At 61.5% G+C, this 13426-nt stretch carries 12 protein-coding genes; 6 read left to right on the top strand and 6 right to left on the bottom strand.

Going from position 1 to position 13426, the window contains the following annotated elements; genetic code table 11:
- Positions 1-20 precede the first annotated feature (20 nt).
- From OU993_RS14815 to OU993_RS14795, 5 genes are read right to left on the bottom strand one after another with little or no spacing between them, the layout of a single operon-like run.
- Positions 21-1595, bottom strand: a complete 1575-nt coding sequence (locus tag OU993_RS14815) for an ABC transporter substrate-binding protein (RefSeq protein WP_268158614.1) — start codon at positions 1593-1595, stop codon at positions 21-23.
- Positions 1596-1615: 20 nt separating this feature from the next.
- The gene (locus tag OU993_RS14810; protein WP_268158613.1) at positions 1616-2656 is read right to left on the bottom strand and encodes an ABC transporter ATP-binding protein; all 1041 of its coding nucleotides are present in this window, start codon (positions 2654-2656) and stop codon (positions 1616-1618) included.
- Positions 2653-3627 carry an ABC transporter ATP-binding protein gene (locus OU993_RS14805; protein WP_268158612.1) on the bottom strand — a complete coding sequence of 325 codons (975 nt, stop codon included), beginning with the start codon at positions 3625-3627 and terminating at the stop codon, positions 2653-2655. The genes OU993_RS14810 and OU993_RS14805 overlap by 4 nt, the downstream gene beginning before the upstream one ends.
- 5 nt (positions 3628-3632) lie before the next feature.
- Positions 3633-4535 (bottom strand): ABC transporter permease, encoded by a 903-nt coding sequence (locus tag OU993_RS14800; RefSeq protein WP_268158611.1) that lies wholly within the window; start codon positions 4533-4535, stop codon positions 3633-3635.
- Positions 4532-5506, bottom strand: a complete 975-nt coding sequence (locus OU993_RS14795; RefSeq protein ID WP_268158609.1) for an ABC transporter permease — start codon at positions 5504-5506, stop codon at positions 4532-4534. The genes OU993_RS14800 and OU993_RS14795 overlap by 4 nt, the downstream gene beginning before the upstream one ends.
- 204 nt (positions 5507-5710) lie before the next feature.
- Here OU993_RS14795 and OU993_RS14790 point away from each other — a divergent pair, with 204 nt between their 5' ends.
- Positions 5711-6616 (top strand): LysR family transcriptional regulator, encoded by a 906-nt coding sequence (locus tag OU993_RS14790; protein WP_268158607.1) that lies wholly within the window; start codon positions 5711-5713, stop codon positions 6614-6616.
- 34 nt (positions 6617-6650) lie between these two features.
- On the opposite strand, the gene OU993_RS14785 is transcribed toward OU993_RS14790, so the two are convergent.
- The gene (locus OU993_RS14785; protein WP_268158605.1) at positions 6651-7322 is read right to left on the bottom strand and encodes a GntR family transcriptional regulator; all 672 of its coding nucleotides are present in this window, start codon (positions 7320-7322) and stop codon (positions 6651-6653) included.
- Positions 7323-7439: 117 nt separating this feature from the next.
- On the opposite strand from OU993_RS14785, the gene OU993_RS14780 reads away from it, so the two are divergent.
- From OU993_RS14780 to OU993_RS14760, 5 genes are all read left to right on the top strand, one after another.
- A complete protein-coding gene (locus OU993_RS14780) occupies positions 7440-8444 on the top strand; it encodes a TRAP transporter substrate-binding protein (protein ID WP_268158603.1) in 1005 nt (334 codons plus the stop codon).
- Positions 8445-8514: 70 nt separating this feature from the next.
- On the top strand, positions 8515-9072 hold the full coding sequence (locus OU993_RS14775; RefSeq protein ID WP_268158602.1) for a TRAP transporter small permease subunit: 558 nt from the start codon (positions 8515-8517) through the stop codon (positions 9070-9072).
- Positions 9069-10382, top strand: a complete 1314-nt coding sequence (locus tag OU993_RS14770) for a TRAP transporter large permease (protein WP_268158601.1) — start codon at positions 9069-9071, stop codon at positions 10380-10382. Before OU993_RS14775 ends, OU993_RS14770 begins: the two co-directional genes overlap by 4 nt.
- Positions 10382-11812, top strand: coding sequence for a malonyl-CoA decarboxylase (locus OU993_RS14765; RefSeq protein WP_268158600.1), 1431 nt, complete (start codon positions 10382-10384; stop codon positions 11810-11812). The genes OU993_RS14770 and OU993_RS14765 overlap by 1 nt, the downstream gene beginning before the upstream one ends.
- The gene (locus OU993_RS14760; protein WP_268158598.1) at positions 11809-13320 is read left to right on the top strand and encodes a malonate--CoA ligase; all 1512 of its coding nucleotides are present in this window, start codon (positions 11809-11811) and stop codon (positions 13318-13320) included. The genes OU993_RS14765 and OU993_RS14760 overlap by 4 nt, the downstream gene beginning before the upstream one ends.
- Positions 13321-13426 lie beyond the last annotated feature (106 nt).

The raw sequence follows: 13426 nt of genomic DNA, 5'->3' as shown, positions 1-13426 counted from the left end.
CAACAGCGCCCGCCGAGAGGTTATTTCGCGAGTTTGGTCAGCGTCGCGCTGGTGTCTTCGGTCATGTTCGCGTCATAGGCGAGCGTGGCCTTGCCGGCCCAGTGCACCTTCTGCCAAAAGAGCGGAATGATCGGCATGTCCTGGAACACGTAGGTCGTTGCCTGCTGCAGCAGGGCAATGCGCTTGTCGGCGTCGAATTCCCCCATCGCCTCCTGCATCATCTGGTCGAAGGTCGGGTCGCTGTAGCGAACGCGGTTGAAGGAACCGGTGCCCGCCTCCTTGTTGTTGGTCATCAGCAGATTGCGCAGGCCCGTGGCAGAGGTCGGCGTGGAGTTGCCGAGCGAGAAGATGAAGGCGCTGAATTCCTGCGCCGAGGCACCCTTCGTGTAGACATTGTAGGGCTGCGCCACCACGCCGTTCACCTTCAGTCCGCCGCGCGCAAACATCTGGCCGAGCGCCTGTGCGGTCTCCGCATCTCCGGGGAAACGGTCGTTCGACGTATGCAGCGTGATGCCAAAGCCATCGGCATAACCAGCTGCGGCGAGGCGCTTCTTGGCATCTTCCGGCGCATAGGCGGGCGCGGCAATCAGCGGTTCATTGCCGGCAACGCCGGGCGGCACAAGCTGGCCTGCGGGTTCGCCGGAACCATCCAGGATGCGATCGACGATCAGCTGACGGTTGATCAGTTCGGACAAGGCAATGCGGACATTCTTGTCCTTCAGCGGGTTCTTCGCCAGCGGCTTGCCATCCTTGTCCGTGACGAAGGGGGACTGGTCGCGGGAACTGTCGAGCGCGAGGTAGATCAACCGTGCCGAAGGAATGGAGAAGACCTTCAGGCCGGAGATCGACGACAGCGTCTTCACATCGCCCGGCGGAACCGCATCAATCAGGTCGACCGCGCCCGAGCGCAATGCCGCCACGCGAGACGCGTCATTGGAGATGAACTTGATGACGACGTTGTCAAAGTCCTGCTTTTTGCCCCAGAAATCGTCATTGCGCGTGAGCGACAGGTTGTCGCCCGGCGTCCAGGACTTGAACTTGTAGGCGCCGGTGCCGATTGCCGCCTTGCCGCTGTTGAAATCCTCGATCGTGGCATTTTCAGCCGCCTTCTTGCTGACGATATAGACGAAACCCACCTGCTCGATGAAATCCGGCGTCGGCTTCTTCGTCTTGAACTCGATGGTCAGGGGATCGACCGCCGTCATGCTGGCGATGGCCGCGACATTGCCGGAGAAGGGCGCCGGGCTGTTCGGAATATTCTTGGCGCGGGTGAGGGAGAAGATCACGTCCTCTGCCGTCAGCGGCGAACCGTCGTGGAACTTCACACCCTCGCGCAGCTTCACCTGCCAGGTAAGAGGATCCATGTTTTTCCAGGAGACGGCTAGGGCGGGGTGGATGCCGATCGTGGTATCGGTTTCCAGCAGGCGATCGAAAATCTGCATGGCAACATTCTGGTTGTTGCCCGTGCGCGAGAACTGTGGATCGATGGACGACGGCTCGGTCGCGCTGCCGATCGTCAGGGTGGCGGCGGATGCAATCGATGAGGCGAGCATCGTGCTGGCGATCATCGCGGCATAAAAGGTCTTGCGGTACATGGTTCAGGTTCCTCTCTCGGTTAACTGACGGTGCTGAAGGTCCCGGTTCTTGCTGCCGGGCTCGGTTCGTCATTCAGGTGGCAGGCGCTCGCCTGCCCCGGCCCGGTCTCCTGCAGCAGGGGTCTTTCCTGTTGGCAGCGGGCGAAGGCATGCGGACAGCGCGGGTGGAAATGGCAGCCGGACGGCGGATGAAGCGGTGACGGGATTTCGCCCTTCACCGGCGTGAAGTCGCGCCGCCTGTCGCTGATGCTCGGCAATTCGCGGATCAGGGCCCGCGTATAGGGGTGTTTCGGGTTGGAAAAGAGCTCGTCCGGCGTGCCCGTTTCGACGATGCGCCCGAGATACATCACCACCACGCGGTCGCAGATATGTTTGACGACCCCGAGGTCATGGCTGATGAAGAGATAGGTCAGGCCGAACTCTTTTCTCAGATCCATGAACAGGTTGAGGATCTGGGCCTGGATCGAGACGTCGAGGGCCGCAACGGATTCGTCGCAGACGATCAGTTCAGGCTTGACGGCAAGCGCGCGCGCAATGCCGATACGCTGGCGCTGTCCGCCGGAAAACTGGTGCGGATAACGATCGAGATAGGATGGGTCGAGGCCGACGCGCTGAGCCAGGTCCGCCACGTAATCGCGAAGCGCCGGACGGGTGACGAGACCATGGACGAGCGGTGCTTCGCCGATGATGTCGATTACCCGCTTACGCGGATTGAGCGTCGACATCGGGTCCTGAAAGATCATCTGGGCGGCAAGCCGCGCCTGCCGCTTGTCGGGCCCCTTGAGGCCAGCAAGCTCTCGTCCCTTCCAGCGCACCTCGCCGCCACTCGCCGGCATGATGCCGGCCATCACGCGGCCAAGCGTGGACTTCCCGCAGCCGGATTCCCCAACCAGCCCCACCACCTCGCCGCTGTGAACGGCAAGGTTCACCTCATCGACGGCATGCACCGTCTTTTCCGACAGATTGGCACCGAACGCGCGGGCAATCTTTTCCGCATAGTCGAGTTTGCGGGAAAAGCGGCGGCTAACATTCTTCGCTTCGATCAGCGGGGTGCCCATCATGCTGCCCTCCCCTCATTTGGATGAAAACAGCGCCATTCGCGGTCGGCGAGAATGTCGAGCCGCGGCTCGGCCGAACAGATCTCGGTCGCCCGCTGGCAACGGTCGCGAAACGAACAGCCGGAGGGACGCGCCAGCGGCGACGGCGCCATGCCGGGGATCGGGCGCAGCGGTTCGCCGCGCGGCACCGCCGACGGGATCGCCTGCATCAGCCCCAGCGTGTAGGGATGCGCCGGCTGTGACAGCACATCCTCGACTGGACCGGCCTCGACGATCCGGCCCGCATACATGACGAGAACCCGGTCCGCCAGCGCTGCCACGACGCCGAGGTCGTGGCTGATCCACACCAGCGCCATCGAGAACTCCTGCGCCAGCCGCTTGATCTCATAAAGGATCTGCGACTGGATCGTCACGTCGAGTGCGGTCGTCGGTTCGTCGGCAATGATGAGGTCGGGTCGGTGCAGAAGCGCGATCGCAATCGCGACGCGCTGCCGCATACCGCCGGAAAACTGATGCGGATAGGCATCCAGCCGCTCCTCCGGGGAAGGGATGCCCACCATGCCGAGCGCGTCGCGAGCGCGGTTGCGGGCCTCCGTCCGGCTGACCCTGTCATGCGCCAGAACCGCCTCGACCATCTGCGTTCCGATGGAGAGCACCGGATTGAGCGTCATCATTGGATCCTGGAAGATCATCGCGATCCGCTTGCCGCGGATGGCACGCATCGCCTTTTGCGGAAGCTGCGTCAGTTCTTCGCCCTGAAAGCGGATGCTGCCGGAGACGACACGACCCGGCGGATCGACGAGGCCCAGGACGGAGAAACCGGTGATCGACTTGCCGGATCCGGATTCGCCGACCAGCCCGACGATTTCGCGTTGTCCGACGGTGAAGCTGACCTCGTCAACGGCCTTGATGACGCCCCGCCGGGTGGGGAAATGGGTGGAGAGATTCGTAACTTCGAGAACGGGCTGCGTCATGGCGCTTACCTTTCGCCCAGACGGGGATTGAGGATTTCGCGGCAGCGGTCACCGGTGATGTTGATCGAGAAGACCAGCAGCAGAAGCAGAAGCCCTGGATAGACGCTGATCCAGTATTCGCCGGACATCAGCACCTGGTAACCGTTGGCGATCAGCAGCCCAAGCGAGGGTTCGGTGATCGGAAGGCCGATGCCGAGGAAAGAGAGTGTTGCCTCGGCGGAGATCGCATTCGCCACCTGCAGCATGCCGATGACGATCAATGGCGGCAGGCAGTTCGGCAGAAGATGGCCGAACAGGATACGCGGCGTGCCGATACCGAGGGTCACGGCGGCTTCGACATAATCCTTGTTCTTTTCCACCAAAGCCGCGCTGCGGGCCGAGCGGGCAAAGGTTGCCCATTGCACCAGAACGAGGGCGAAGATCACCTTCCAGAGCCCCTGGCCGAGAAGCGCCAGCAGCATCAGCGCCACCAGGATGGTCGGCAGACCGAGCATCAGGTCGACGATGCGCATGATCAGCGCGTCGATCCGTCCACCATAATAGGCGGCGATCAGCCCGAGGATGGTGCCGATGACCAGTGCGACGATGCCGGAGAAGACGCCGACGCCGATGCTGGTGCGCAGGCCGTAGATCATCGCCGAGAGCATGTCGCGGCCTTGGCCGTCCGTGCCCAGCCAGTAGACCATGCCGTTCATGCTTTCCGAGCCAGGCGGAAGCTTGGCATCGAGAATGTCCAGCACGGCGAGATCATAGGGGTTTTGCGGCGTGATCCAGGGACCGACGAGTGCCGCCAGGAAAAGAAGAAGACAGACGACGGTGGCGACCAATGCCTTGGGGCTGGTGGCGATGCCGCGCAGCAGGCGACCCGTGGTCGTTTCGTCTCTGAGGAGAAAGGACAAGGCTGTCATGACTGTTCTCCCAGCCGTACGCGCGGGTCGATCAGCGAATAGAGAATGTCGACCACGAAATTGATGAGGATGAACAGGCTGACGATGACCAGCAGGTAAGCGACGACGACCGGGCGATCGAGGCGCATGATGGAATCGATCAGCAGCTTGCCGATGCCGGGCCAGGCGAAGATCGTTTCGGTGACGACGGCGAAGGCCAGCATGCTGCCGAGTTCCATGCCGATGACCGTGACGAGGGGAATGAGAATGTTCTTCAGCACATGGACGAAGACGATGCGGCGTTCCGAAATGCCCTTGGCGCGGGCGAACTTGACGAAATCGAGCGGCATGGTTTCACGCACACCGGTGCGCGTCAGACGGATGACGAGCGACAGTTTGAACAAAGACAGGTTGATCGCTGGCAGGATCAGATGGGTGAGACCGTCCAGTGTGAAGAAACTCGACTGAATGCCCAGAAAGGATCCGAGTTCGCCCCGCCCAGTGGACGGGAGCCAGCCCAGCCAGATGGAAAAGATCATGATCAGCATCATGCCTTGCCAGAAACTCGGCAGCGAGAAGCCGAGAATGGAACCGGTCATGATGGCTTCGTCCGTGGCGCTGTTCGGCTTCAGCCCCGAGATCAATCCGAGGGGAATGCCGATGGCAAGCGCGATGACGAGGGCCGTCAGCGTCAATTCCAGCGTCGCCGGCAGCCGTTCGAGGATGAGGCTGATGGTTGGCCGGTTGAAAACGAAGGAGCGCCCGAGGTCCCCGTGAACGGCGTTCCAGAGAAAGGTCAGGAACTGCTGCCACATAGGTCGGTCGAGGCCGAGCGAGGCAATCACCTGGGCGCGTTCGGCGGGACTGGCATCCGGAGAGATCAACATCTCGACAGGATCACCGATGGCATAGACCCCGAGGAAAACAACGACAGCGGTCACGAACAGAACGGCGATGCTCTGCATCAACCGACGGATGATGAAGACGCTCACCTTGTCACGTCCCGCAGGCCATCATGGGACAGTCGATGATCATGGTTTGGAACCCCTTTTTCTCTTTGTGTTGGCGAAACGATAGCGCCCTTTGACATTGCCGCAATCGTATGAGGTGACGGCATCACCCTATGCGTTTTTCGCGCGTGGGTGGCGGATCGATGAGCGCTTGCCTTCACAAGCAATCCGCCTAGGATCAGGCGCATGAACTTCAAGCAGTTGGAAATCTTCAAGACGATCATGGATACGGGCTCGACGATCTCGGCTGCATCGCAGCTCGGGCTGTCGCAGTCGGCCATCAGCCGTCAACTTGCGGCCCTTGAGGAGGAGATCGGCCGGGAGCTTTTCCTGCGCGAGAAAGGGCGACTGAAACCGAAACCCGAAGCCTTTCTGCTCGCCGGAGAGGTCGAAGAGGTTTCGCAGAGTATGGCGAAGCTGCGCACGAAGATCGGCGATATCCGCACCGGCGCCTTCGGAGACGCCCTGATCCGCGTGGCGTTTCCCCACAGCCTGGCAACGACCATGCTGCCGCCGCTCGTGGCGCGCTTTAAGGTCGATCACCCGCGGGTGACGATCGAAATCTTGAGCGGGCCCTATGCGGCGATCGAAGGGATGGTGCGGGGACGGGCAGCCGATCTCGGTTTCGTGCGCCTGCCGCCGGAAGAACCGGGTTTCAACGCGGTATCGCTCTATTCCAGCGGCACGACCTGCGTCATGCCGGTCGGCCATTCGTTGGCAGCCAAGGAAACCATCGACGTCAACGATCTTGCCCGCAACGACCTGATCCTGCTGGGGCGGCAGCGCATCAACCGCAACGAGCTGGAGCACGAATTGCGTCGGATGGTTCCGAGTTACCGCTGCAGCCTCGAGGTCCATTCCGTGGAAACGGCGTGTGTCTGTGCATCCCAGGGGCTCGGCATCGCGATCGTGCCGACACTGATCGCATCGTTTTTCCAGAGCGACAGACTGATCATGCGGCCCTTCCACCCGGCAAAACCGGCGGACTATGGGCTCATTTCCAGGACCGACGCCGCGCTGTCCTGGAGTTGTGAGGCATTTGTTGAGTTGATGCGGCAGGAATCACGCAGAGCAAAGGCCGATTATCTCTAGGCGAACGTCGTCGGCATTCTGGCCGGCGCCGATCTTATCGCGCCTTGGCCTGCATCTTCATCGACTGGATGCCGGCAACAAGGTCGCTGAACCGGTCTCCCTGAACGATAATATGGCTGCGCAGGAGCGCACGCGCCTCCTCTGCCTCCCCCGCCAGGATCGCCTCGACGATCGCGCCATGTTCCCGGACGGAGATCTGCATGCGATTGCGGACCCGCAATTGCAGACGGCGATAGGGCCTCAGTCTCCGATGCAGCGCAATGCATTGGTCCTTCAGGAAAGCGCTGTGGCTTGCGGCGTAGATCGCGTGGTGAAACACCTCGTTGTCATAGTAGTACGCATCCGTGTCGCCGCTTGCGGCAGAGGAAAGGCAGCCTTCATGCGAACTCGACAAGGCCTGCCTGTCGGCATCCGTGTGCCGGCGTGCGGCAAGCGCACCGGCCATCGCCTCCAGCTCGCCCATCACCTCGAACATCTCGAAGACATATTGCGGCGGGTGATCGACAACGCAGGCGCCACGACGCGGCCGGATCTCGACGAGACCGATGGCGCTGAGTTGCATCAGTGCCTCGCGAATCGGCGTGCGTGACACGCCGAAACGAGCCGCCAGCTGCATTTCGTCCAGGCGCTCACCCGGCTCGAACTCGCCGGTCACAATGCCGTTCTCGATCTCGTCGCGCAGCTTGTAGAAGGCATTCTCCGACATGATTGATCCGCGTATATCCTCTGATGCTTTTTGTATACAAGATTATTGACATCGTACGCAAGATGAGCGCACATTTCGACATGCCGGTTGGGAGGCCGGAACAAAGGGAGGAATATCATGAAACGTTACGCCCGCATTCTTGCGTTCGGCGCGGCTCTTGCCGCGACCGTCATCTCGTCTTCGGCCGCACAGGCGGAGACCATCCTGAAGGCATCACACCAGTTTCCCGGAGGCAAAGGGGATATCCGCGACGAAATGGTCCAGTTGATCGCCCGGGAGGTCGCGGCGGCCAAGGTCGGCCTCACCATCCAGGTGTTCCCCGGCTCCTCGCTGTTTAAACCGAACGACCAGTGGAACGCAGTCACCCGCGGCCTGCTCGACATCACCTCGTTTCCGCTCGATTATGCGTCCGGTCGCCACCCCGAATTTTCGGCAACGCTGATGCCCGGACTGGTCGGCAATTTCGACCGCGCCATGCGGCTGAATGACTCGCCGTTCATGAAGAACATCAAGAGCATCATCGAAAAACAGGGCGCAATCGTCATCGCCGATGCCTGGCTTTCCGGCGCCTTTGCCTCGAAGAAGGGCTGTATCACGGCACCCGACACGATGAAGGGGCAGGTGATCCGTGCAGCAGGTCCGGCGTTCGAAGAGATGCTGGCCGCCGCCGGTGCCTCTATCGGCTCCATGCCGTCTTCGGAAATCTATTCCGGCATGCAGACCGGCGTTCTGGATGCGGCCAACACCTCATCGGCAAGCTTTGTCTCCTACCGTCTGTTCGAGCAGGTAAAGTGCCTGACGGCCCCCGGAGAAAACGCGCTGTGGTTCATGTACGAGCCGGTTCTCATGTCGAAGCGCATCTTCGAAGGGTTGAACGCTGATCAGCAGAAGGCAATCCTCGCCGCCGGCGAAAAAGCCGAGGCCTATTTCAACGAGGAAGTCCGCAAAGGCGACCAGTTGATGATCGACACCTTCAAGAAGGCAGGCGTCGAGGTGGTCGAAATGTCGAAGGCCGATTACGATGCCTGGCTCGCGATCGCCAAACAGTCGGCCTACAAGAACTTCGCCGCCAAGGTTCCGGGCGGTGAAAAGCTGATCGAGGAAGCGCTGGCCGTCAAGTAACGGCCTCCGTGTCGCGGGACGAGCCGGCGACCGGCTCGTCTTTCCACCGTCCGATCAGGGATTTCTGTTCATGGTGAAAGCCTATATCTGGGTCATCGGTCAGTTGTCGCGCGCTTTTGCCGTGATCGCCACACTGCTGATCGTCGCCTCCATGCTCGTCGTATGCCAGATGATTTTCCTGCGCTACGTCTTTACCCTGCCGACCATCTGGCAGACGGATTTCGTCGTGTTTTCCGCGACCGTCGCGATGTTTCTCGGTGCACCTTATGTCCTGCTGAAGAATGGCCATGTCGGCGTTGACGTGGTCGAGATGATGGTTGGTGATCGAGCCAGGCTCTGGCTCCAGCTGATCGGCAGCCTGTGCGGCCTGACCTTCTGCGCGGCCATGCTCGCAGCGAGCTGGATCCAGTTTCACGATGCATGGGCCGGCGACTGGCGTCATTCCAGCATGTGGGCGCCGCCCTTGTGGATCCCACTGTCGGCGCTGCCGCTCAGCTTCGCGCTTCTGTGCCTGCAATACAGCGCCAAGATTCTCGATATGGGGTTCGTGCTGGCCGGTCACCCGGCAGAGAAGACCTCCTCCGCAATTCCGCCACACGCCGTTTCCGTGAAGGAGCCGTCCCGATGAGCACCTTGTCCGCCGGTCTGCTCCTCATTACCTCGCTCTTCGTGCTGCTGGGCACCGGCATGCCGATCGCCTTTGCCCTGGGGCTCTCGGCCGTCGCGGCATTGGTGCTGCAAAACGGCCTGCCGATCTTCTATATTCTCGGCGACACGATGTTTTCCGGCATCGCGAACCTCGCTTATGTCTCCATCCCGATGTTCGTGCTGATGGGGGCGGCCGTTGCATCGTCTCCGGCCGGAGCCGATCTCTACACGGCACTCGATCGATGGCTGAACCGGGTGCCGGGCGGCCTTGTGCTGTCGAATATCGGCGCCTGTGCCATCTTTTCCGGCATGACCGGCTCTTCGCCCGCCACCTGCGCCGCGATCGGCAAAATGGGCATCCCGGAAATGTTGCACCGCGGTTACCCGAATTCCGTCGCGACGGGATCGATTGCCGCCGGTGGAACGCTTGGCATCCTGATCCCGCCGTCCGTCACGCTTATCGTTTACGGAATAGCGACAGAGACCTCGATCGGCCGCCTGTTCATGGCCGGCGTCATCCCCGGCATCATGCTGACGGTGATGTTCATGATCTGGGCGGTGATCGACTGCAAACGCAAGGGCTACAATTTCGACGCCCGTGCCGTCCGCTATACACTGAAGGAAAAGCTGGCCGGCCTGCCGCGTATCCTGCCCTTCCTGCTGATCATCGCCGGTACGCTGTATGTGTTGTACGGCGGCGTCGCGACGCCGTCGGAAGCTGCCGGCGCCGGTGCCTTCCTGACACTGCTGGTCGTGATCCTCGCCTACCGATTGTTCCGTTTCCGCTCCGTGTCGACCATCTTCGGGTCAGCCATGCGCGAAAGCGTGATGATCATGATGATCATGGCCGCAGCCGAACTTTTCGCTTTCGCGCTGTCATCGCTCTACATCACCCAGTCGGTCGCCGAAGTCATCGCCGGGCTCGATGTCAACCGCTGGGTGCTGATGGCCATCATCAACGTGTTCCTGCTCGTCTGCGGCATGTTCCTGCCGCCGATTGCGGTCATCGTCATGACGGCGCCCATGCTGTTTCCGATCGTGACACAGGCAGGTTTTGATCCCTACTGGTTCGCCATCATCCTGACGATCAACATGGAAGTCGGCCTCATCACCCCGCCGATAGGTCTCAACCTCTTCGTCATCAACGCCATTGCGCCGACGGTGCCGACGAAGGACGTGTTGTGGGGCGCCCTGCCCTATGTGCTGGTGATGTTCCTGGCGATCCTCATTCTCTGCATCTTCCCGGGCATTGCCACCTGGCTGCCCAATCACATGATGGGAGCGGTCTGATGAACACCACCTCCTTCTTGGGTGACATGCTGCAGACGATCACCGATCGCGGTAAGCGGCTCTTGTTTTCCAACCCGAAGGTCAACACCTCCGATCCGCTGAAGGTGATGGAGCAGCTGTGCGAGGCGCTGCTCTCCAGCCGGGGGGAAGCCTCCGGCATGGCGTTGGCACGCGATATACTGGTCAACTGGCAGATGCTGGAGGCAGGCCAGAAGCGCGACTTCCTGCATCTGCTCGTCACGCGTTTCGGACCGGACACGGAGAGACTCGAAAAGGCCATTGGCGCCTATCAGACGGACCCCACCGCCAGGACGCTGCTGGAACTGCATGTGGCGGCAGAACCGCTGCGGCAGGAGTTGATCCGGCGTCTGAACCTTGCACCAAATGGCACGGCAGCGCTTGTGCGGATGCGGGAAACCCTGCTCGGCCTGAAGCGCGAAAGCCCGGATCTGGAGGCGCTGGATGCCGATTTCAGCCACCTTTTTGCCTCCTGGTTCAATCGCGGTTTTCTGATGCTGAAACAGATCAACTGGTCGACACCGGCGGACATTCTGGAAAAAATCATCCGTTACGAAGCGGTCCATCACATCGGCAGCTGGGAAGAATTGCGGATGCGGCTTGCCCCGGAGGACCGGCGCTGCTTTGCCTTTTTCCATCCGCAGCTCGCCGATGATCCGCTGATCTTCGTCGAGGTGGCGCTGACCCGCCACATGCCGGCCTCCATCAGCGAGGTTCTGACCGATGGCCGCGAGACCGTGCCCGCCGGTGAGGCGACCACCGCCGTCTTCTATTCAATCTCCAACTGCCAGGAGGGCCTGCGCGGCATCTCCTTCGGCAACTTCCTGATCAAGCAGGTGGTGGAAGACCTTCGGCGGGAGTTTCCCAAGCTCTCGACCTTCGTCACGCTTTCCCCGGTACCCGGTTTTGCCGCGTGGCTGTCGACCGAACGAAAGGCGGAAGCAAGCGACATCCTGACCCGCCAGGACCAGGACAGGCTCGCCATTCTCGACAGCGACGACTGGGCAGAGGATGTCGAGCGTGTCCAGGCCATCCAGCCGGTGCTCACCACCGCCGCGGCCTGGTACTTCCTGAAGGCCAGGGATCGCAACGGCCGCGTGCTCGATCCGGTCGCCCGTTTCCATCTCGGCAATGGCGCCCGGCTCGAACGGCTGAATTTTCTCGGGGACAGATCCCCCCGCGCGATGCGCCAGTCCTTTGGACTGATGGTCAACTATCTCTACAAACTCGACGATATCGAAGCGAACCACGAAGCCTTTGCCGCGCGCGGCGAAGTGGTTGCGGCGCCCTCGGTGCGCAAGTATGTACCGGCCGATCGCACCGTGCGCGCGCTCGTGCCGCTTGCCGGGTCGCCACATAACAGCCAACAGGACCGCCCGGTCCGAAACAACAACAGGGAGTTCCGTGCATGAGCAACCATCTTTTCGACGCGATCCGGAAAGGGGTTCAGCCAGAGGCGCCGTTCATCGAGACAAAGGCGGGGCAGACATGGTCCTACGGCGACATGCTGTCGCTGTCCGGGCGGCTCGCCAACACGCTCGTCGGCTTGGGCGTCACTCCCGGTGATCGCGTCGCCGTTCAGGTGGAGAAGAGCCCGGAGGCGCTGATGCTCTATCTCGCCTGCGTACGGGCGGGTGCGGTCTACCTGCCGCTCAACACGGCCTACACGCTTGCGGAACTCGACTATTTCATCGGTGATGCGGAACCGCGCCTCGTGGTCTCAAGCCCGAAATCCCGCGAAGGGCTGGAACCGATTGCGGCCACTCACGGTGCCCGCGTCGAAACTCTGGATGACAAGGGCGGCGGCTCGCTGATGGAGGCCGCGGCCGGTGCACCAACCGAATTCACCGATATCGCGCGCGGTCCGGATGATCTTGCGGCCATTCTCTACACCTCCGGAACGACAGGCCGTTCGAAAGGCGCCATGCTGACGCATGACAATCTCCTGTCGAACGCCCTCACCCTTCGCGAATACTGGCGCTTCACCAGCGCCGACCGGCTGATCCATGCTTTGCCGATCTTCCACACGCACGGCCTGTTCGTCGCCTCGAACGTGACGCTGATCTCCGGCGCTTCCATGTATTTCCTGCCGAAATTCGATGCGGAAGAAGCGCTTGACCTGATGGCTACCGCGACCGTCATGATGGGCGTGCCGACCTTCTATGTCCGCCTCGTCCAGTCGCCCCGTCTGACGCGCGAGGCAACGGCCAGGATGCGGCTGTTCATCTCCGGTTCGGCCCCGCTGCTGGCCGAGACCCATCGCCAGTTTGAAGCGATGACCGGCCAGGCCATTCTCGAACGTTACGGCATGACCGAAACCAACATGAACACCTCCAACCCCTACGACGGCGAGCGCATTGCCGGCACGGTTGGTTTTCCGCTTCCGGGTGTTTCGCTGCGCGTCACCGATCCCGAAAGCGGGGCAACCATCGTCGATGGTGACACCGGCATGATCGAGGTGAAGGGGCCCAATGTCTTCAAGGGTTACTGGCGCATGCCGGAGAAGACCAAGGCGGAATTCCGCGACGACGGTTTCTTCATTACCGGCGATCTCGGCAGGATCGACGAACGCGGGTACGTCCATATCGTCGGTCGTGGCAAGGACCTGGTGATCTCGGGGGGCTATAACGTCTATCCGAAGGAAGTCGAGACCGAGATCGACCAGATCGATGGCGTCGAGGAAAGCGCCGTGATCGGCGTGCCGCATCCCGATCTCGGTGAAGGGGTGACGGCCGTCGTGATCCGCAAGCCAGCTGCCGCGCTCGACGAAAAGGCGATCCTCTTGCACCTGGAGCCACGGCTTGCCCGCTACAAGCAGCCGAAGCGTATCCTGTTTCTCGATGAGCTTCCCCGCAACACCATGGGCAAGGTACAGAAAAACATCCTGCGCCAGACCTATGCGGACCTCTACCGATCATAAGGCCGAACCGCGATCGCCGTTCCCCCCGCGGTCTCCGGTGCTGCGGCGGGAACTTCATTGCGCGGTTGACGACGATGGCGGTCAGCCGAAGCTGCACGGATCGGCG

Origin of the sequence: Rhizobium sp. SL86, assembly GCF_026672545.1 — a bacterium.
In the GTDB taxonomy this organism is placed as follows: domain Bacteria; phylum Pseudomonadota; class Alphaproteobacteria; order Rhizobiales; family Rhizobiaceae; genus Neorhizobium.
This window is presented reverse-complemented; position numbering and strand designations above follow the sequence as displayed.